Consider the following 20236-nt stretch of genomic DNA (forward strand, 5'->3'; position numbering starts at 1 on the left):
AAATTGAATACATCAAAAGATAGCTCGTACATATTCTTTATAATTTAGTACAAAATTTCCTCTTCAACAGTCATACTAACATATTTATATTCAATTCATTTTTCCCCTCATATTCAGATCAAGCTAAACAAATAGGCTCGACCTTTTCTTCTGCATATAAAAGAAAAAGCCAGCCCTTTCAATTAACTTACGGACAATGGACAGATTTTACATGTTGAATATTTACATACATTTTCGCATCACGCGCTTTTAATATTTCAATATGCCCTTCATCAATCTTCGCCATCTTTCCGATTTTATTATATTCCTCACCTAAATCGAACACCATAATTTTTCCAGACATTTTAATAAGTTGTTCTTCAAACGTTCGAGCTAACGTAATATTTAAGGGATTCACGGGGAGTTCATTTTTATTGAGGGCGTAAGGCACTTGATTTTCTTTATACGGAATTAACCATTTCAAGTGTTTTAAAGATATATATACAGTTTTATAAACTGGACTATAAAAAACAATATAATCGTTCATTACACTTGTAACATACCCATGTATTGGAGCATTTCCTGCTACATAAATTTCCGTAAAAATCCCTTTGGAAGTACTTAATACTTTCCTCAAAGAAATTGAAGGTGACTCTCTCTTAATTACAGAATCCACATCTGGTTTTAAGATTTCTTCATCATGTGATCGTAAAAATTTATAATATTGTACATGGTATAAAGATATATATACGTAGTCTTGTCCATTGTAAAGAACAACGATATCATTTCCTACGTCTATTAATACACCTTTAAACCTTTTTTCACCAATTAATTTAACATATATATTTTCTCCAATACTTTTGTTTAACTCATTCATCTATATCCTCCTTCCTATGAATTTCTTCTTTCCTGTCTTTCATTTCTAAAAAAATAATCAGGGCAAAGTTCTGTTTTAATAGTAAGTAATTCCTTTTCATACTATTGAAATAAGAAATTGTTCTTCTCTTTCCCTCATAATGCCCCTCTTATTTATTAAACATTATTCATCTTCATTCTTTTTACATTTAACTACTTGACTCACACTCTTAATATGAGACTTAACTACATAAATCACTTCATCGCAGTTTACTAGTGTAATGCAGCCATGGTGTACCTCACTTAACAAACCTTCCACACATTCTGGACCACCACGATTAATTTTTACCCACTTATACTTCAAGTCTTTTAATATATCTAGAAAAGTATCCTCATCAGAGCAGAAACATGAACTATAGCAATCACCACATTTACTTTCTTTTACTTTCTTAACTAGACTCTTCACATGCTTCAAGTGATAATATACTAATTCACCATGTGGTAATTGTAACGTTAGATAATCTTTGCCTAACGATACAAGCTCACCAACTCGACTTTCTGGTCCGCGAAGGTTTACTTTGACAGTCTCACCAACTAAACATTTAATTTGGTCACAACATAATACATTCTCCAATTTCGTATCCCCCTTTCTTATTATCTTCCTCTACTTGATTGTCTTTGTGCACGAGCACGACCTGAATTATTGCTACTTTCCTTACTATCGTCGCTCTCATCGCTCTCTCCACAAGCTAAAGCATTATAGTTAACACTTTTAATATGCTTTATTGCAATTAAGATAATTTCTTCTTTTACGATTAATGTTACGAAGTCACAAGAAACATCTTGTAAAATGCCTTCCACTTTCTCTGGACCACCGCGATTAATTTTCACCCAGCAATATTTGAAACTTTCAAGCAGTTCTTCAAAGTCTTCTGCACAGGCGCAATCTTCCCACTCGCAATCACTTGATCCACATTCTTTCGCATTTTTTGTGATACTCTTTAGATGTTTAAGTTGATAGTAATAAAGTTCACCTTTTTCATTCTGCAATACGAAGTAGTCCGGACATACTGATATTATTGTTCCTTTTTGAGATTCTGGACCACCCCTGTTTACTCTCACAAAAGATCCAATTAAGTCTTTCAAAAAATCACAATGAAATAAACTCACGAGAAAACCCCTTCCATTAATTTATAAGCTTTTGCACTGATAGTATATGTATCTGTACAGGTTACGTTCTCTATGTTTGTCCTAGCTAGAAAAAAATATGCTTTTAACATGGTAGACTACTACCTATCAAAATTTGAGGAAAGGCTAAGAACTCCTTATGCTTTTAATATCTTTAAACAAAAAAATCCCTTATGAAGATACATTTCTGCATATCTTCATAAGGGATTTCCCATAGTTTAATCTTCGTCTTTAACATCCATATCTTCTGGAATTGGTTCGTTCAATATTTCTTCCACTAATTGCTTATATTTCTCCATTTGTTCTAAATGTGTATTGAATTGTTCTTTATTTAATAAATATTGCTCTCCATCAAATAGTGCACGAATTTTCTTTTGCTGAATTAACTCTTCAATATACGACTTTGGTAAATTCAAATACTCCGCAGCTTCTTCTACTGTTATATACAACTCGTTCATTCCTTTATTATTTTTTCCTATATACTGTATCTTACTTTATTTTTGTAAACAAATAAAAAAGATTTTGTAAATGCAACCTAAAAAGCAGGTAGATGCATTCCATATATTGTATAATAGTATATAGTAAGAATTTTTTAAATATAGAATGGTATTACCCATTTACACAAAGGAGAGTTAACATATGGCTACTCGTCACATCATTACAATGTTAGAAAAAACATTACAAATTGAAACAGAAAACACAATTTCTCATTTAACTGCATCTTTATCTGATCGTATTCTTTCTCAAAGCGTAGCAATACAGGAAAACAATTGTTACCATACAATTGGAGAATGGTACAAAAATCATTTCTTATTCCAACAAGATGATTTCCTTTGGGCTAAATACGTTTTCTATGACGCATATTGTGAGGAAATAAAAAAACAAGGTCATCTTACAAAACGTGTTCGCCAAATATTAGAATCATTAGCTCGAATGCATGGAAAACAGTACATTGCTTCTATATTAAACATGCCATTTCCTAACGAACGAGCTAAAGGAACAGCATAATGTAATACAGTTCTGCGTCAGCAAAACATAGATTCATTATTTTCTAGGGAGATTTATAAATAAAACGTTCATGTCACATGAACTGATGAAACCGGTGTCATTATAATGATTGAAAATATAGTAAACAGGAAAACCCCCATTTACCTCTCTCGTCATTCGAATAGAGAAGTAAATGGGGGTATACTTGTTCCTTTACTATTTCATCATCTGCTTAATCAATTCTCGATTTCTCTTCTTAAATACCTCATTATGCGAAGAAACCATTCCATACTCACTTGCATCTGGCTGAATAAATTGTTTCGCTTTATTCACAGCATTTCCAGCATCTTGGAATGCTCCCGCAATTAAGTGTAATTTTCCTTCATGCTTTAAAATATCCCCAGCAGCATATAATCCGTCTACTGAAGACTCACTATTTGCATTCCCTGCAATATAAAAATTATCTATAATCGCAACGTCTAACTCACTATTTTCTAATAATGTAATGTCACGTTCATATCCATGATTAATAATAACTTCATCAATAGGTAAATGAGAAACTTCACCTGTCTCATGATTCGTTAATTCTACATATTCAATCGCTTCATGACTATCACCAGCAATTAATTTTGTAATCGATGTATGAAAGAAACACTCAGCTGAGCTGTTCAGCAGTTGCTTCACTTGTGCTTCATGACCAGATAATTCTTCTTTTCTATATGTTACATATACTTTTTTCGCGATTGGTTCTAATTCATTTGCCCAATCAACGGCAGAATTTCCTCCGCCGGAAATAATGATCGTTTTATCTTTGAAACGCTTTAAAGACTTCACTGTATAATTTAAATTCGATACTTCAAATCGCTCAGCACCTTCAATTGATAACTTTTGTGGTTTCAATATACCACTTCCAGTTGCCACAATAACTGTTTTTGAAAAGTGTTCTTTTCCATCGTTTGCTTTTAACGTAAAAGTGCCATCTTTATTACGAATAATCGATTCTACTTTTGTATTTAATACAACTTCCGGCTGAAATGTTAACCCTTGTTGTACAAGTTGCTCAATTAATTTATCACCTGTAACTGGTAATAGTCCTCCTACATCCCAAATCATCTTCTCTGGATAAACATGTATTTTTCCACCTAGCTGTGGTTGAAATTCTATTATTTTCGTTTTCATTTCTCTGAGTCCACTATAAAAAGCTGAATAAAGCCCTGCAGGTCCTCCGCCTATCACAGTTACATCAAACAATTCTTCTCGATTCATTCGTGCTCACTCCTCAGCTACTAATCATTGATTATCATTCTCAATAAAATATAACCTGTTTCCGCAAAATTTACAATTAAAATTACTATTGACAATACAACTAGATAAAATTATATTATTTAATGAATCAATAGTGATAATCATTATCAATTTGTTAATAATTAGAAAATTTGAGATTACATCTTCTTTTATTAGTATGGTTAATACTATATTGTGACATCTCACATTCAAAATTTTTAATAAACATTTTGTATTACCACTACTCTTTCAAAAAGATTGCAGTTAAACAAATTATTGTATACACATATCATCTATTTAAAGGAGACAGACGATGAAAAAGTTATTTATTTCACTAACAGTTCTTTTCGTCCTTGTTATGAGCGCTTGTAGCAATGGCTCTACAGACAAAAAGAACGATGCAAAAGGTAGTAAATCAGAAACCATTACATACCAATCTGAAAATGGTAAAGTAGAAGTTCCTGCAAATCCAAAACGCGTTGTTGTTTTATCATCATTCGCTGGTAACGTAATGTCATTAGGTGTAAATCTTGTTGGGGTAGATTCATGGTCTAAACAAAACCCACGTTTTGATAGCAAACTTAAAGACGTTGCTGAAGTATCAGATGAAAATGTTGAAAAAATCGCTGAACTAAATCCAGATTTAATCATCGGTTTATCAAATATTAAAAATGTTGATAAGTTAAAGAAAATCGCTCCTACTGTAACATACACTTACGGAAAAGTTGATTACTTAACACAGCATTTAGAAATTGGTAAGTTATTAAACAAAGAAAAAGAAGCAAAAACTTGGGTTGATGACTTCAAGAAACGTGCACAAGAAGCTGGTAAAGAAATTAAAGCAAAAATCGGTGAAGATGCTACAGTTTCTGTTGTAGAAAACTTCAACAAACAGCTTTATGTATACGGCGAGAACTGGGGCCGCGGAACAGAAATTCTGTACCAAGAAATGAAATTAAAAATGCCTGAAAAAGTAAAAGAAAAAGCATTAAAAGAAGGTTACTACGCATTATCTACTGAGGTATTACCTGAGTTTGCTGGTGATTACTTAATCGTAAGTAAAAACAAAGATACTGATAACTCATTCCAAGAGACAGAATCATATAAAAACATCCCAGCAGTAAAAAATAATCGTGTATACGAAGCAAACATGATGGAATTCTATTTCAACGATCCACTTACATTAGATTTCCAACTAGACTTCTTCAAGAAGAGCTTTCTTGGTAAATAATACAAACATGAGGAATTCTTATTTTAAGAATTCCTCTTCCTTTATTCTATGAAAAGAAAAGATGTGAAACGAATGACAAAAGAACATGACAATACACGTTCTATAGCTTTTACATACAAATTAATTTTAAGCATAATTGCATTCTTTCTTATTTTTATGGTAGCAATGGTATTAGGTGCTGCAGATACTTCAATAAAAGACGTATGGTCAGCACTCACTTCCTCCGCTAAAGGGGATAAAATATCTATCATTCGCGAAATACGTTTGCCCCGTGAAGTTGCCGCTATTTTTGTAGGAGCTGGACTTGCTGTTTCTGGAGCAATTATGCAAGGATTAACAAGAAATCCACTTGCAGATCCTGGATTACTCGGGCTATCTGGTGGAGCAAATGCTGCGCTTGCACTAACACTTGCTTTCAATCCTTCCATCAGCTATCTTTACTTAACATTAGCTTGCTTTATCGGTGCTGCAGTTGGTGCAATTATGGTATTTGGAATTGGTATGGTGAAAAAAGGCGGTCTCTCCCCTCTTCGAATTGTATTAGCTGGTGCTGCCGTTTCAGCATTTCTACTCGCAATTTCAGAAGGAGTCGGCATTTACTTCAAAATTTCACAAGATGTATCACTTTGGACTGCTGGAGGCGTAATTGGAACTACTTGGAGCCAATTGAAAGTTATTATTCCAGTCATTTCAATTAGTATCTTTATCGCTATCTTACTAGCAAAAAAATTGACAGTTCTTAGTTTCAGTGAAGAAGTGGCTATTGGACTCGGTCAAAAAATTATTGTTATTAAAACCATTCTATTTATCATTATTATCTTACTTGCAGGTGCGTCTGTAGCACTTGTCGGAAATATGGCATTTATCGGTTTAATGGTACCTCACATGGTACGCCCAATTGTCGGTCCAGATTACCGATTTGTTATACCGATGTCAGCAATTGCTGGGGCTTCCTTTATGCTACTTGCAGATACAATCGGACGTACCATTAACGCTCCGTACGAAACACCAGTTGCTGCTATTGTCGCAATTGTAGGATTACCATTCTTCCTATTCATTGTACGTAAAGGAGGAAAAATGTTCTCATGATACCATCTATTCTAAGAAAACAACGTCTTATCATACTCGCTTTACTTATACTAACCATTACAACTATTGTAATTGGAATGGGGCTCGGTTCAGCATCTTTATCTTATGATCGACTACTCCCAACGTTAATGGGACAAGGAACTTTTAAAGAGGAGTTCGTTTTATACTCTTTAAGGCTACCTAGAATTATCATTACATTATTAGCTGGTATGGCTCTCGCTTTATCAGGAGCTATTCTGCAAGGAATTACCCGAAATGATTTAGCTGAACCTGGTATTCTCGGAATCAACTCTGGGGCCGGTGTTGCTGTTGCTATTTTCTTTTTATACTTTCCAATAGATGTAGGCTCATTTCTTTACTTACTACCTATCGTTGGATTTATCGGAGCATTTCTAACAGCTGTTCTAATCTACTTGTTTTCATATAGTAAATCAACTGGACTTCAGCCGGTGCGATTAACATTAACCGGTATCGGTTTTGCATTTGCACTATCTGGAATGATGATCGTCCTTATTTCATCCGCAGATCGTATGAAAGTGGACTTTATTTCCAAATGGATTGCCGGTAACATTTGGGGAGATGACTGGATCTTCGTTTTAGCAATGCTTCCCTGGTTAATCGTATTCATTCCGTTCGTTTTCTATAAAGCAAACCGATTAAACATTCTAGCATTAAACGAACCGGTCGCAATTGGCGTTGGAATTGAAATTGAAAAAGAACGCAGATACTTATTAGTAGCAGCCGTTGCGCTTGCAGCTGCTGCAGTTTCCGTAACAGGAGGAATTAGCTTTATCGGACTGATGGCTCCTCACATTGCAAAATCTTTAGTAGGTCCAAGGCATCAAATCTTCATGCCTATCGCCCTTTTAATCGGCGGATGGCTATTACTATTAGCAGACACAATCGGACGAAATATCGTTGAACCTAACGGTATCCCAGCAGGTATTGTTGTCGCTTTAATTGGTGCTCCTTACTTTATGTATTTGTTGCTTAAGAAGGCGTAAAAAACACCCTCAAGATCTTTTCTTGAGGGTGTTTTTATTCTACTGCTGTCCATATCCTTCAAACTTCTTCGCCAAATTCTCCATCTCGTCTTCTGGCAATAGCTTCGGTTCCCCAATGCTTTTCGTTTGATAATAAATTTGCGCACAAAACTCAATTTCTTCCGCAACGGTAAATGCCATTTTTATATGATTTGCACCTGCAATTAAACCGTGGTTCGCAAGTAAAACGGCACGGCGATCAATCATCCCTTCAAAAGCAGCCTCTGCTAATTGCTTCGTACCAAATGTTTCATACGGTGCACAACGAACATTTGGGCCTGCGAAAGCAATTAAATACGATACTGCGGGCAGTTCCCATCCTAATGATGCAATCGTCTTTGCATAAGGAGAATGTGTATGCACAAGCGCATTTATATCTTCACGCTTTCTATAATAAATAAGATGCATATCAAGTTCGCTTGATGGTTTTCTCTCTCCCTCTACTACATCGCCATCTAAGTTTAATATAACTACATCTTCAGGCTTCGTTTCATAATAATCTAAACCACTTGGGCTAATGGCAACAAGACCTTGCTCCCGATTGAAAATACTAATATTACCGCCTGTCCCCTTTGTTAAACCGCTAGAAATCATTTTCTTTCCATACGCTACAATTTCTTCTCTCTCTTTTTGTAATAACATATACATCCCCCTAAGTATGAAGCTTATGATGACTGACTTTGTATCTATCTACTTATTGAAATAGCTTTTTTAAGTTTTCCGTAAACGGTGCTTTTACAATCCCTTTTTCCGTAATAATCGCTGTTACATTTTCATGTGGCGTGACGTCAAATGCTGGATTATATACTTTACTTTCTTTCGGAGCAGAATATTGCCCAAAGCGATTAATCACTTCAGAAGCATCCCTTTCCTCGATCGGAATTTCTTTTCCTGTCGGTGTTTTTAAGTCGATTGTCGGTGTTGGTGCTGCTACATAAAACGGAATGTTGTAGTATTTCGCTAAAATAGATACGCCTAATGTCCCAATTTTATTTGCTATATCACCATTTGCTGCCACACGGTCGCATCCAACGATTACCGCATCAATCTTCCCTTGTGACATGACCATAGCTGCCATATTATCTGTAATGACAGTGACGTCAATTCCCGCTCGCTGCAATTCTAATGCTGTTAACGTTGAACCTTGTAATCTAGGACGTGTCTCATCTGAATAGATTTTCAAGTCCCATCCTTTTTCTTTCGCTAAGTACATTGGAGCTGTCGCAGTACCATACTTAGTCGTCGCTAACGCACCTGCATTACAATGTGTTAATACTCCCATTCCATCATGTAATAATGTTAGTGCATGTTCTCCAATGTGACGATTAATTTCTTCATCTTCTCTATGAATCTCTTTTGCCTCTTCTAGTAATCTATCTTTCAACTGGGCGATTGATAAGTGTGCGTTCTCTATCGCGACTGCCTCCATTCTTTCAAGTGCCCAAAATAAGTTTACTGCTGTCGGTCTTGATGTTGCTAAGTATGCACATACCTTTTTTACTTCCTCTATCAATTCTTCCACCGTATTTTGAGTAACTTCCTTGGCTCCTAAATACACACCGTAAGCTGCTGAAACACCAATCGCCGGCGCTCCTCTTACTTTCATTACTTGAATGGCATCCCACACACTTTCAGCTGTTTTAAAAGATTCATAGACAACTTCATTCGGTAATAATGTTTGATCTAATAAAACTAAAGCATCATCTTTCCACTGAATTGGTATTAATTGCTCTTCCATCATCTTCTCCCCTTACTTCGCGTAGTGCATTGACTGTTCTTTTAACGTTTCTACAAAGCTTGTACCTGTTTTATATTGATTCGCTCGTAAAATAAATTTCTTTGCTACTTGAAGACAAATACGTTCTGCTCTAGCACGTGCTTCCTCATTCTCAATACAAGTAATGTCTTTTACTTTCGCTAGCCCAACAATACGACGAATTAACTCAAGACCTGTCACTGCAGCTGTATCCTCTAATACAGATTGTAAATATACTTCGTTAAAGCCTTCTTCCTTCGCCATAATCTCTGTCACATGAATATCCCAAGCGTCTAAAAACTTCTTCTTAAATAAATCAATTACCTCTATTATTGTCGATTGTAACCAATCCATATACGTATCTTTCTCAGCTCCAGCTGACATCGTTGCATCTGCATTTACCCAAGCAAACATTAAATTCGCCATTACATTCCCAATGTCATAGCCCATTGGTCCATAAAAAGCAAACTCAGGATCAATTACCTTTGTAGAATCATTTTTTACAAAAACAGAACCAGTATGCAAATCACCGTGAATAAGCGCCTGTGCATTCGTCATAAAAGAAAACTTAAGTTTTGCTACTTCTATACGAAGCTCTTTATCACTATAAATATGTTCTCTAATCCACCCTTCATTTAACAGAAATAACTCATTACGCTTATTATGATTTGTAAATGGCTCAGCGTATACGAGTTCTTCTGTAATCTCACATAACTCAGGATTTATATAATTCTTCACAAGTTCCTTCTTCTCTTTATGATTCATTACAACATCCGATGTTAATAAGAGCGTATTTACCAAAAAGGTCGTTAAATCATCCGCAAGCCTCGGAAATATTTCATGATGTATAAGTGCTGTACGTAATATTGTGTGATCCGATAAGTCTTCCATTACGCAACAATTCATCACACTATCAAACAAATACACCTTCGGAACAAGTCCAGGTGCTAACTCTTCCTCTAACTGCAAAACATCCGATTCTATACGAATACGATTCGTCGACAACTTAAACTCATCTGAAATACGTGCTGTATCCCCAGCTTGCTTTACAATGACAGAAATGTTCTTCTGTTCATCCCAAACGCGGAATACATAATTTAAATTACCATCGCCTATTTCTTTACACTGTAACCCCTTTGCATGTTCAAACTTACATAATTTCTCTTTCACATATACAATTACATCGCTAGCTTCCATTAAAAAATACTTCGTGAACTTAGACATGGTTTCCCCTCCACACTAATTGTAAGCGTTTTCTAAAAGCTATAAAAAATAATAGGATTAAATCTTTCATCCTATAATATATGTTCTTCTTTTTGAAATGTATATCTAGGTTTTATTATATCTTGTTAATATCTTGAGTCAATGTTTCTATATCATTGCAATATGCTTCCTAATTATATATTTGAGAGGACAAAAATTGTTCAAAAAGATTCTAGTTCATTTTATTTTATTTATCACACAATTCTTTGTAAAATAGAAATACGCAGTCCCTTTTCAAAAAGACAACTTCTAAGAAATATTTCCTTCCTAAGAATTTATACTTACATCATATCTCTAACATACACACTACTCATTCAAGCACTCATTGAAAATTTATAAACTTAAAATTACCTTTCCATTCCCTGTTATCCTTAATTGAGAATAAATATTAATTAAATTGATATAAAGTTCGTTTATTCGCTTGACAAAATAACCACTTCTATATGATAATTAATATCGAATTAGAATTATTATAGTTAATTAAAAAATATATTTTATGAGCACACTATTTTTTGATGCTCAAAACCAACATTTAGGAGGAATTTTAATATGTTATTAATCGGCACAGAAGTAAAACCGTTTAAAGCTAATGCTTACCATAATGGAGAATTTATCCAAGTTACTGACGAAAGTTTAAAAGGAAAATGGAGTGTAGTTTGTTTCTACCCAGCTGACTTCACATTCGTTTGCCCAACTGAACTTGAAGACTTACAAAACCAATATGCAACTCTTAAAGAGTTAGGCGTTGAAGTATACTCTGTATCTACAGACACTCACTTCACTCACAAAGCATGGCATGATAGCTCAGAAACTATCGGTAAAATCGAGTACATCATGATTGGTGACCCAACTCGCACAATCACTACAAACTTCAACGTTTTAATGGAAGAAGAAGGTCTTGCTGCTCGCGGTACATTCATCATCGATCCAGACGGCGTTATCCAATCTATGGAAATCAATGCTGACGGTATCGGCCGTGACGCAAGCATTCTTGTTAACAAAATTAAAGCAGCTCAATACGTACGTAACAACCCAGGTGAAGTTTGCCCAGCTAAATGGCAAGAGGGTTCTGCTACACTTAAACCAAGCCTTGACCTTGTAGGCAAAATCTAAGGAGTTCGATCAAAATGATACTAGATGCAGATATAAAAACACAACTATCCCAATATCTTCAATTAATGGAGAACGATATTTTACTTAAAGTAAGCGCAGGAGACGATGACGTATCTAAAGATATGTTAGCTCTAGTAGACGAATTAGCTACTATGTCATCTAAGATTACAGTAGAAAAAGTTGAATTAGAGAGAACACCAAGCTTTAGCGTAAACCGCCCTGGTGAAGACACTGGTGTCGTATTCGCTGGTATTCCATTAGGACACGAATTTACTTCATTAGTGTTAGCTTTACTACAAGTAAGTGGACGCGCTCCAAAAGTTGAACAAAAATTAATCGATCAAATTAAAAACATTCAAGGCGAATATCATTTTGAATCTTATATCAGCCTAAGTTGTCATAACTGTCCTGATGTTGTACAAGCTCTTAACGTAATGAGCGTTCTTAACTCTGGTATTACACATACTATGATTGATGGCGCTGCATTCAAAGAGGAAGTAGAAAGCAAAGACATCATGGCAGTACCAACAGTTTTCCTAAACGGCGAATCTTTCGGCAGCGGTCGTATGACACTTGAAGAAATTTTAGCTAAAATGGGTAACGGTCCAGATGCATCAGAGCTTTCTGATAAAGATCCATACGATGTTCTTGTTGTTGGTGGCGGCCCTGCTGGTGCAAGTGCAGCAATTTATGCAGCACGTAAAGGAATCCGCACTGGTATCGTTGCTGAGCGCTTCGGCGGTCAAGTAATGGATACTATGGGCATTGAGAACTTCATCAGCGTAAAACGCACTGAAGGTCCTAAGCTAGTAGCAAGTCTTGAAGAGCACGTTAAAGAATACGACATCGATGTAATGAATCTACAACGTGCGAAACGTTTAGAGAAAAAAGAACTTATTGAAGTGGAACTTGAAAACGGCGCTATTCTGAAAAGTAAGAGCGTAATCGTTTCAACAGGTGCTCGCTGGCGTAATGTTGGCGTACCAGGTGAAGCTGAGTTCAAAAATAAAGGTGTAGCATACTGCCCACACTGTGACGGTCCATTATTCACTGGAAAAGACGTAGCAGTTATCGGTGGAGGTAACTCTGGTATTGAAGCAGCTATCGACTTAGCAGGTATTGTTAAGCACGTAACTGTTCTTGAATTCATGCCAGAATTAAAAGCTGATGCTGTATTACAAGAACGTCTTAACAGCTTACCAAACGTAACTGTTCTGAAAAACGTTCAAACAAAAGAAATTACTGGTACTGATAAAGTAAACGGTATTTCTTACATCGATCGTGAAACTGAAGAAGTTCATCACGTTGAATTACAAGGTGTATTCGTACAAATCGGTCTTGTTCCAAACACAGACTGGTTAGGCGAAACAGTTGAACGCGTTCGCGGTGAAATCGTAACAGACAAGCACGGCGCTACAAACGTACCAGGAGTGTTTGCTGCAGGTGACTGTACAAATAATCCGTACAAACAAATCATCATCTCTATGGGTTCAGGTGCAAACGCAGCTTTAGGTGCATTTGATTACTTAATCCGTAACTAATTATATAGACGTGAGTAAAAAAAGCGGGTGCCTTGGCACCTGCTTTTTTATAATCTTAATGTATAAATTAAAAATCTCTCATTCCCATTCTTCTCATAAGCACCTGGCAATCTAACTTCTTTCTTCAGCTCAAACGCAGTCTGATTTTCTAAGAAGAAAATATAGTCCTCAGAAGGATAATACAAAATAATATCCACTTCTCTCCCCGTTTCTTCTACTGAAAGCAAAATGTTATTTACTACATTCATAAACACTTGTACAGAAAATGGATTAAAGAAATAAAAACGGTTATCGCGTGGATCAATTTCATATTCCTGCGCTAAACAACATTGGAATTGAATTTTCCCCTTACTGTTTCGTGCCTTTCGTGCATAACGATCTCGATTATCCATCGCTTCTTTATAAAACTCTTCATTCATTTCAATTCCAACTGCTGAAGCACCACATTTATGATGCATATAAAAGTTTAATCGCCCTTTTCCGCATCCAAAGTCTACAATTCGGTCGCTACTTCGTATTTCATATTGATTCAATAACTCATCTAATCCGCTATACGGCGTCGGTTCATAACGATGATAATGCATAGACTTGTTAAATCCTTTTTGCTCACCGACTGTTTTTATATGTAAAACTGCATCGTAATATTGTTCGTTCATTCGTTTTCTCCTATTAAGAAATGGTACTTATTATTATACACCATGTACTGGATGCTCATTTTTCATCAAATTAATAGGTACGTGAAATTATATCGACGATTTTCTCAATATATCTATCGTAATTTCAAATATATCAACGATTTTTTCAATATATCGACGTTTCGACAAAGGATATCGACTTAACGACAAATTTCTACAAAAAACAGGAGCTCCCTAGCCCCTGTCTTCTAACACTTTCAATACAGTTTGTTTTAATATTTCTACCCCATCCATAATGCAACTATGATCGAACTTCATATACGGATGGTGTAATCCAGGTTGTAGGTCTGCTCCTAATCCAAGCATGACAGCTTTTAAATGTGGTCTCTTCACTGTGTAGTAATGGAAATCATCGCTTCCTGTCGTATAAAGTGGTCCCGTACATTTATCTTCCCCATACACTTCAAGAATGCCTTTACGCATAAATCGCTCAGCTTCTTCTGAAACTTCAGCTCCTGGCGCGAGATCAATCCACTCATATGAAGTTTTCGATCCCATCGATGTAGCTGATTCTATGACATGCTCTATTTTTTTCTTCAATTCTTCTAATAATGTATTACTCTCCGCTCTGACATCTAAGCTAAAATGCCCGTTACCCGGAATAATATTTAAATTATCACCACCAGCTTGGCACCTCGTCATCTTTACTGAATAGGAACTTTGCGGTGGTAGCCATATGTTTTTCAAACCGATATTAATCATGGAAATAACATCAATCGCATTTATCCCTTGATGTGGGCGTGCTCCATGTGCATCTTCTCCATGAATCGTACCCTCTAAAAATCCTGCTGCTCCGTGACGAATTGATGGGGCAGCTTGTTTCAAAGATAGTTCTTCAATCGGGCGCAAATGAACACCGAATAGGAAATCCGCATCATCCACAGCACCTTTCTCTACCATTTTTAAAGCGCCATTCCCTTTCTCTTCTGCTGGCTGAAAAATAAATCTAACTGTACCACTTTTCCATCTCATATTCTTTAATTGTAAAATAAGTCCCATTACAATCGTCATATGAGCATCGTGACCACACGAATGATTCGCTTTAAATTCTCCATTCACTTCTTGCCAAAGTGCATCCATATCAGCGCGAATCGCAATAACAGGATTTCCGCTTCCAATTTCAGCAATCACCCCTGGGCAATCATCAAATATTTTATATGAAATTCCTTCTTCTTTTAAAAAGTTAGTAATATACGCTGTCGTTTCATACTCTTTCCAACTCACTTCAGGGTTTTCATGTAAATGCTGAAAAATTTCAGTTAAACGCTCTTGTAGTTCTAATGTTTTCAAAGCTACATTCTCCTTCCCAAATTCCAAACCATTCAGGTTAATTATACTTATGAAAAACAGATGTTTTTATGAACATATTGAATTTTGAGAAAAAAGTCAATTGTTTATTTTTAAACACTAAAAAAGCTTACTCTACATCTATATTACAAACTAAACAAACAACTAGAATATTACTTATTTTCTGTCTTTTATGTTGACGCTTACATATATTTTTAGTTATCATAACCTAATAAACGTCTATTTTACGACAATTCTAAAAATACAAACAAACATACATAACAAGGAGGACATTTATGAAAAAAGAAATACCTTTTGGTGTAGCCATGATCCCTATTATCATTACAGTTGCAGTTATGATGGTTACAATTGTTGTATTAAAACAAAGCCCTCACGTCCCACTTATTATCGGTACAACCGTTGCTTCCATCGTCGCTTGGCGTTACGGTTACAAATGGAACGACATTGAAGAAGCAATGTATAAAGGAATTCGCCTCGCATTACCCGCTATCGTTATCATTATTCTAGTAGGTTTAACGATCGGTGCTTGGATTGGTGGTGGAATCGTCGCAACAATGATTTATTACGGTTTAAATCTATTAACACCATCACTATTTTTAGTTTCAATTACAATTATTTGTTCTATTGTTGCATTAGCTATTGGTAGCTCTTGGTCTACAATGGGAACAATTGGTGTTGCAGGAATGGGCATTGGCCTAAGTATGGGAATCCCAGCTCCGATGGTTGCCGGTGCTATCATTTCCGGTTCTTATTTCGGCGATAAAATGTCACCGCTTTCAGACACAACAAACTTAGCCGCAGGATTAACAAATACAGATTTATTCACACATATTCGTCATATGTTATTTACTACAATTCCAGGTTTAATTATTACTCTTATCGTTTACGCTTTCTTAGGAAGAAGCTTCGGTGCTAACAATATCGATGCAAAAAGCATCGAGCAAACATTACAAGTATTGCAACAAAACTTTGTTATCTCACCTTTCCTATTAATCATACCTGTAGTTGTTATGGTATTGGTCGCTAAAAAAGTTCCTGCTATACCAGCTATTCTCGTAGGTATTATTTTAGGATTTTTATCACAAGTCTTTATTCAAGGTGGTTCTGTCTCATCAGCTGTCGCTGCACTCCAAAGTGGATTTGTCATAGACACTGGCAACAAGCTAGTAGACGAGCTATTTAATCGTGGTGGTTTAAGCTCTATGATGAATACCGTCTCTATGACAATTGTCGCTATGACTTTCGGAGGAGTATTAGAACATACAGGTATTCTTCGCTCCATTGTAAATCAAATTTTAAAATTAGCGACATCAGCAAAAGGACTTATCGCTTCAACTATCGCATCTTGCTTTGCAACAAATCTTACTTGCTCTGAACAATATATTTCGATTGTTGTTCCTTCAAGAATGTACGCGAATGCATACACAGAAAAAGGACTACATTCCAAAAACTTATCCAGAGCATTAGAAGATGGAGGAACATTAACTTCTGTTTTCGTACCTTGGAATACATGCGGCGTATTTATACTCGCAACACTTGGCGTAGGTGCATTTGAATATGCTCCTTATGCTATATTGAATTTCATCGTACCTATTATCTCGATCATTTACGGTATAACTGGTCTCACAATTACGAAACTATCTGACATTGAAAAAGCAGAACTACTAAAAAAACAAAACACTCAATTAGAAGCTTAAAGATAACGGTAAATTCAGTTCATATATTGCGCGAGGACGCCCTTGTTGATAAGGCATTTCCTCGCCGCAAATATGAACATACCCATAATCAACTAGTTTCTTTAATAACCTTTCTGTTGATCGCCGAGTCACTTGTAAGTATTCAGAAAGATCTGCTGCTGTAAACTTTAATGACGGATGTGATTGACTAAATTGAATAATTTTTGATAAATTTGCTGGGCTAAGTTTCGTTTCCTTCGCTATTTTCATTAGTTCCGGATTATCATTTTTCAAACTTTGTACTCTCTGTTCTTTCGGGAACGGACCAAATAGTTCTTTATCACTTGTTAGTATATAAAAACAGTGGTCTATTGGATTATTCTTCGCGAAACCTTGGGCGATTTTAGCATTTTGCTCCGCTTCTTTCACAGTTTTTCCGTAACCAAATCCAATAGCTATCGTTCCTTCTATACTCGCAAATAAATTATTCATCGTATTTGTTTTTATAATGGATTCAATATCACCACGAGTCGTATATAAAATGAACGTCATTTCATCAATTGTTTTAAATGAACCACGTAGTTCTTTTGAAATAACATCTAATTGCTCAAGCAAACCATCTCGTAATTCTAAAGAAGAAATAATACAAGCACCAACAGTAGCTGAATGGCTTCTTGCTAACTCAGCTTTTATTTTTGCATCTTTTAGCCCATGTATAATAGATTGCTTCGGATCTATCATACGTTCTGAAGGAATACCTATTTTTTGAAGTTCATCATAGACAGCATGAATGCTAGTTAAAGCTAAATGAGCCTCTCCAGATTGATATTTAGCTACATGAAAATCAATAACTCTATTTATTTCATCTTTACTCCACAGCATATTTTCATAATCAAACACTTGTGGACTTTCTTTTATGCCAATATCATGGAACACATTTATAATGAATGAACGGTCTACTAAATCAATTGAAATTTTATGTGGTTGAACCCCTTGGTGATACATGACAGAAAGAATGGAAGATACGACAGTCGTCTCGTCTTGCTGTAAGTACGTACTTGGAATTCGTAATTGTTCTCTTATTTCTTTTGCCATATAATAAGGTAAAGCACCTGAGAAAAAGATGAAATCACAAGGCTTTAAACGCTTTAATAGTTCAGAAGATTCTGCCGGATGAAGGTAAACATATGGATCAATTTCTATTTCTTCTAGTTTATGAGCAATAGGTAAAAGTGTCTCCATAAACTCTTTTGAACCGACAACTGCAATTTTTATCATCATTTCTCTAACTCCTTATCATTAATTAACGACTATTTAACGTCAACTATATCAAATGTACAAAACCATTGTAAACAGGAAGGGGTCTCTACCTAATGAAAATTACAGCTATTCATCTTTATGCAATTCGTTTACCGCTTCGCGATCCGTTTGTTATTAGTTACGGTTCTTATTCTGATATGCCTTCTATTATTGTCAAAATGGAAACAGACGAAGGCATTATCGGTTACGGTGAAGGCGTCGCTGATGATCACGTTACAGGCGAATCTTGGGAAAGTACTTTCCATACTTTAAAGCATACACTAGCACCTGCTCTTATCGGGAAAAATCCAATGAATATCGAGAAAATACACGATATGATGGACAATACAATTTACGGTGTTCCTACTGCAAAAGCTGCGATTGATATTGCTTGTTTTGATATAATGGGTAAAAAATTAAATCAACCTGTATATCAATTAATTGGTGGACGATACCATGAAGAATTTCCTATCACTCACGTATTAAGTATCGCAGATCCAGAAGAAATGGCTGAAGAAGCTGCTTCCATGATTCAAAAAGGTTACCAATCTTTCAAAATGAAAGTCGGTACAAATGTAAAAGAAGATGTAAAACGAATTGAAGCAGTACGTGAGCGTGTAGGAAATAACATCGCAATTCGTGTTGATGTAAACCAGGGGTGGAAAAATAGTGCAAACACATTAACAGCACTTCGTTCATTAAGTCATGTAAACATCGACTGGATTGAACAGCCTGTCATCGCAGACGATATTGACGCAATGGCTCACATTCGTTCGAAAACAGATCTTCCACTTATGATTGATGAAGGATTAAAGAGCTCTCGTGAAATGCGCCAAATTATTAAATTAGACGCTGCTGATAAAGTAAACATAAAACTAATGAAATGCGGCGGCATATATCCAGCTGTAAAACTTGCTCATCAAGCTGAAATGGCAGGTATTGAATGCCAAGTTGGATCCATGGTCGAATCATCCGTTGCCTCTTCCGCGGGATTCCATGTCGCTTTCTCGAAAAAAATTATTACGAGCGTTGAACTTACAGGTCCATTAAAATTCACGAAGGACATCGGAAACTTACATTACGACGTACCATTTATTCGCTTAAACGAACAGCCAGGACTAGGTATCGAAATAAATGAAGATACACTACGAGAACTCACCGTCTTTCAAGACAGTGTACGCTAAAGGAGGGCTAACGCATGACAGTTCTATACGAGGGCAGATTAAAACAAAATAACGAGCTATTTCACGTTACATTACTATCACTAGAGCACATCGAACAAATTTTATTACTACAAAACGTTGTAGTTGAAGCACTAGAAGATAAAAGTCGTCTACAACCACTCTCCCAAGAAGAATTTCAATACATTCTAGAAGGAAACGGCATGATGATCGGTGCTTTTATCGAAAACGAACTCATCGCATTTCGCGCCCTACTCGTCCCTCCTATCGACGATGAACATTTAGGACTCGATATTGGCATACCAGAAAGGGAACTGCACCGCGTCATCTATCAAGAAATCTCAAACGTTCATCCGAACTGGCGTGGAAATGGTATGCAAAAAATATTAGCGACAGTCATCATGGATGAATTACAAAAAGAAGATAGCAAATACGACTACGTTTGCTGCACCGTTGCCCCTTTTAACATTCCAAGCTTAAAAGATAAGTTCTCACAAGGGATGGAGATTGCTGCGCTGAAGGAGAAGTATGGTGGTAGTATGCGGTATGTTTTTGTGAAGGAATTGCGCGGAGTTAAAGAACGAGATTGGACGGATATTAAGAGCATTCCAATGAACAATGCTGGTGGACAACAGGCGTTGCTTTCGGAGGGGTATCGCGGGTATGAGATGGAGAAGGTGGATGGAGATTTTGTTGTGAAGTTTGGGCGATAATTGCTACGCTAGAAAAAAGACCAACTATGAGAAGT

General features: G+C 36.0%; 20 protein-coding genes. 9 read left to right on the forward strand and 11 right to left on the reverse strand.

Annotated elements, in window-relative coordinates; genetic code table 11:
* Window positions 1-187: 187 nt before the first annotated feature.
* From QCI47_RS26110 to QCI47_RS26125, 4 genes are all read right to left on the reverse strand, one after another.
* On the reverse strand, window positions 188-856 hold the full coding sequence (locus tag QCI47_RS26110; protein ID WP_001004282.1) for an LSm family protein: 669 nt from the start codon (window positions 854-856) through the stop codon (window positions 188-190).
* A gap of 162 nt (window positions 857-1018) precedes the next feature.
* The gene (locus QCI47_RS26115; protein WP_000432501.1) at window positions 1019-1468 is read right to left on the reverse strand and encodes a spore coat protein; all 450 of its coding nucleotides are present in this window, start codon (window positions 1466-1468) and stop codon (window positions 1019-1021) included.
* 20 nt (window positions 1469-1488) lie between these two features.
* Window positions 1489-2004 carry a hypothetical protein gene (locus tag QCI47_RS26120; RefSeq protein WP_000051521.1) on the reverse strand — a complete coding sequence of 172 codons (516 nt, stop codon included), beginning with the start codon at window positions 2002-2004 and terminating at the stop codon, window positions 1489-1491.
* Between the two features lie 236 nt (window positions 2005-2240).
* Complete coding sequence (locus QCI47_RS26125) at window positions 2241-2480, reverse strand: helix-turn-helix domain-containing protein (protein WP_001004507.1); 240 nt, start codon at window positions 2478-2480, stop codon at window positions 2241-2243.
* A 181-nt stretch (window positions 2481-2661) separates the two neighbouring features.
* Here QCI47_RS26125 and QCI47_RS26130 point away from each other — a divergent pair, with 181 nt between their 5' ends.
* The gene (locus QCI47_RS26130) at window positions 2662-3030 is read left to right on the forward strand and encodes a hypothetical protein (protein ID WP_000235473.1); all 369 of its coding nucleotides are present in this window, start codon (window positions 2662-2664) and stop codon (window positions 3028-3030) included.
* A 195-nt stretch (window positions 3031-3225) separates the two neighbouring features.
* Here QCI47_RS26130 and QCI47_RS26135 read toward each other — a convergent pair whose 3' ends face one another.
* Complete coding sequence (locus tag QCI47_RS26135; protein WP_001078293.1) at window positions 3226-4275, reverse strand: NAD(P)/FAD-dependent oxidoreductase; 1050 nt, start codon at window positions 4273-4275, stop codon at window positions 3226-3228.
* A 331-nt stretch (window positions 4276-4606) separates the two neighbouring features.
* Between QCI47_RS26135 and QCI47_RS26140 the strand changes: the two genes are divergently transcribed.
* From QCI47_RS26140 to QCI47_RS26150, 3 genes are read left to right on the forward strand one after another with little or no spacing between them, the layout of a single operon-like run.
* Window positions 4607-5524 carry an iron-hydroxamate ABC transporter substrate-binding protein gene (locus QCI47_RS26140; protein ID WP_000732578.1) on the forward strand — a complete coding sequence of 306 codons (918 nt, stop codon included), beginning with the start codon at window positions 4607-4609 and terminating at the stop codon, window positions 5522-5524.
* Window positions 5525-5572: 48 nt separating this feature from the next.
* A complete protein-coding gene (locus tag QCI47_RS26145) occupies window positions 5573-6613 on the forward strand; it encodes a FecCD family ABC transporter permease (RefSeq protein ID WP_000823048.1) in 1041 nt (346 codons plus the stop codon).
* Complete coding sequence (locus tag QCI47_RS26150) at window positions 6610-7617, forward strand: FecCD family ABC transporter permease (protein WP_076875775.1); 1008 nt, start codon at window positions 6610-6612, stop codon at window positions 7615-7617. The genes QCI47_RS26145 and QCI47_RS26150 overlap by 4 nt, the downstream gene beginning before the upstream one ends.
* Window positions 7618-7656: 39 nt before the next feature.
* On the opposite strand, the gene QCI47_RS26155 is transcribed toward QCI47_RS26150, so the two are convergent.
* The 3 genes from QCI47_RS26155 to mtnK are packed head-to-tail and all read right to left on the reverse strand — an operon-like array spanning window position 7657 to window position 10636.
* Window positions 7657-8298 (reverse strand): L-fuculose-phosphate aldolase, encoded by a 642-nt coding sequence (locus QCI47_RS26155; protein WP_000926545.1) that lies wholly within the window; start codon window positions 8296-8298, stop codon window positions 7657-7659.
* 52 nt (window positions 8299-8350) lie between these two features.
* A complete protein-coding gene (mtnA, locus tag QCI47_RS26160; protein WP_309422944.1) occupies window positions 8351-9394 on the reverse strand; it encodes an S-methyl-5-thioribose-1-phosphate isomerase in 1044 nt (347 codons plus the stop codon).
* Between the two features lie 12 nt (window positions 9395-9406).
* Window positions 9407-10636 (reverse strand): S-methyl-5-thioribose kinase, encoded by a 1230-nt coding sequence (gene mtnK, locus QCI47_RS26165; protein WP_309422942.1) that lies wholly within the window; start codon window positions 10634-10636, stop codon window positions 9407-9409.
* 588 nt (window positions 10637-11224) lie between these two features.
* Between mtnK and ahpC the strand changes: the two genes are divergently transcribed.
* Together ahpC and ahpF are read left to right on the forward strand one after the other, a co-directional pair.
* Window positions 11225-11788: an alkyl hydroperoxide reductase subunit C gene (gene ahpC, locus QCI47_RS26170; RefSeq protein WP_000924422.1), complete on the forward strand. Its 564-nt coding sequence runs from the start codon at window positions 11225-11227 to the stop codon at window positions 11786-11788.
* Window positions 11789-11802: 14 nt separating this feature from the next.
* Window positions 11803-13329, forward strand: a complete 1527-nt coding sequence (ahpF, locus tag QCI47_RS26175; protein WP_000599492.1) for an alkyl hydroperoxide reductase subunit F — start codon at window positions 11803-11805, stop codon at window positions 13327-13329.
* 47 nt (window positions 13330-13376) lie between these two features.
* Here ahpF and QCI47_RS26180 read toward each other — a convergent pair whose 3' ends face one another.
* Window positions 13377-13985, reverse strand: coding sequence for an SAM-dependent methyltransferase (locus QCI47_RS26180; protein WP_001005629.1), 609 nt, complete (start codon window positions 13983-13985; stop codon window positions 13377-13379).
* Window positions 13986-14198: 213 nt separating this feature from the next.
* Window positions 14199-15314: a M20 peptidase aminoacylase family protein gene (locus QCI47_RS26185; protein WP_309422940.1), complete on the reverse strand. Its 1116-nt coding sequence runs from the start codon at window positions 15312-15314 to the stop codon at window positions 14199-14201.
* A 293-nt stretch (window positions 15315-15607) separates the two neighbouring features.
* Between QCI47_RS26185 and nhaC the strand changes: the two genes are divergently transcribed.
* A complete protein-coding gene (gene nhaC, locus QCI47_RS26190) occupies window positions 15608-17029 on the forward strand; it encodes a Na+/H+ antiporter NhaC (RefSeq protein ID WP_000711545.1) in 1422 nt (473 codons plus the stop codon).
* Here nhaC and QCI47_RS26195 read toward each other — a convergent pair.
* Window positions 17018-18289, reverse strand: coding sequence for a transcriptional regulator (locus QCI47_RS26195; RefSeq protein WP_095842481.1), 1272 nt, complete (start codon window positions 18287-18289; stop codon window positions 17018-17020). The two genes, nhaC and QCI47_RS26195, sit on opposite strands and share 12 nt — an antisense overlap.
* A 92-nt stretch (window positions 18290-18381) precedes the next feature.
* Here QCI47_RS26195 and QCI47_RS26200 point away from each other — a divergent pair, with 92 nt between their 5' ends.
* The gene (locus QCI47_RS26200) at window positions 18382-19491 is read left to right on the forward strand and encodes a mandelate racemase/muconate lactonizing enzyme family protein (RefSeq protein WP_061130630.1); all 1110 of its coding nucleotides are present in this window, start codon (window positions 18382-18384) and stop codon (window positions 19489-19491) included.
* A gap of 14 nt (window positions 19492-19505) precedes the next feature.
* Window positions 19506-20201 carry an N-acetyltransferase gene (locus QCI47_RS26205; protein ID WP_240814439.1) on the forward strand — a complete coding sequence of 232 codons (696 nt, stop codon included), beginning with the start codon at window positions 19506-19508 and terminating at the stop codon, window positions 20199-20201.
* The last annotated feature ends 35 nt before the right edge of the window (window positions 20202-20236 follow it).

The sequence above is a fragment of the Bacillus cereus group sp. RP29 genome, assembly GCF_040459765.1.
In the GTDB taxonomy this organism is placed as follows: domain Bacteria; phylum Bacillota; class Bacilli; order Bacillales; family Bacillaceae_G; genus Bacillus_A; species Bacillus_A paranthracis.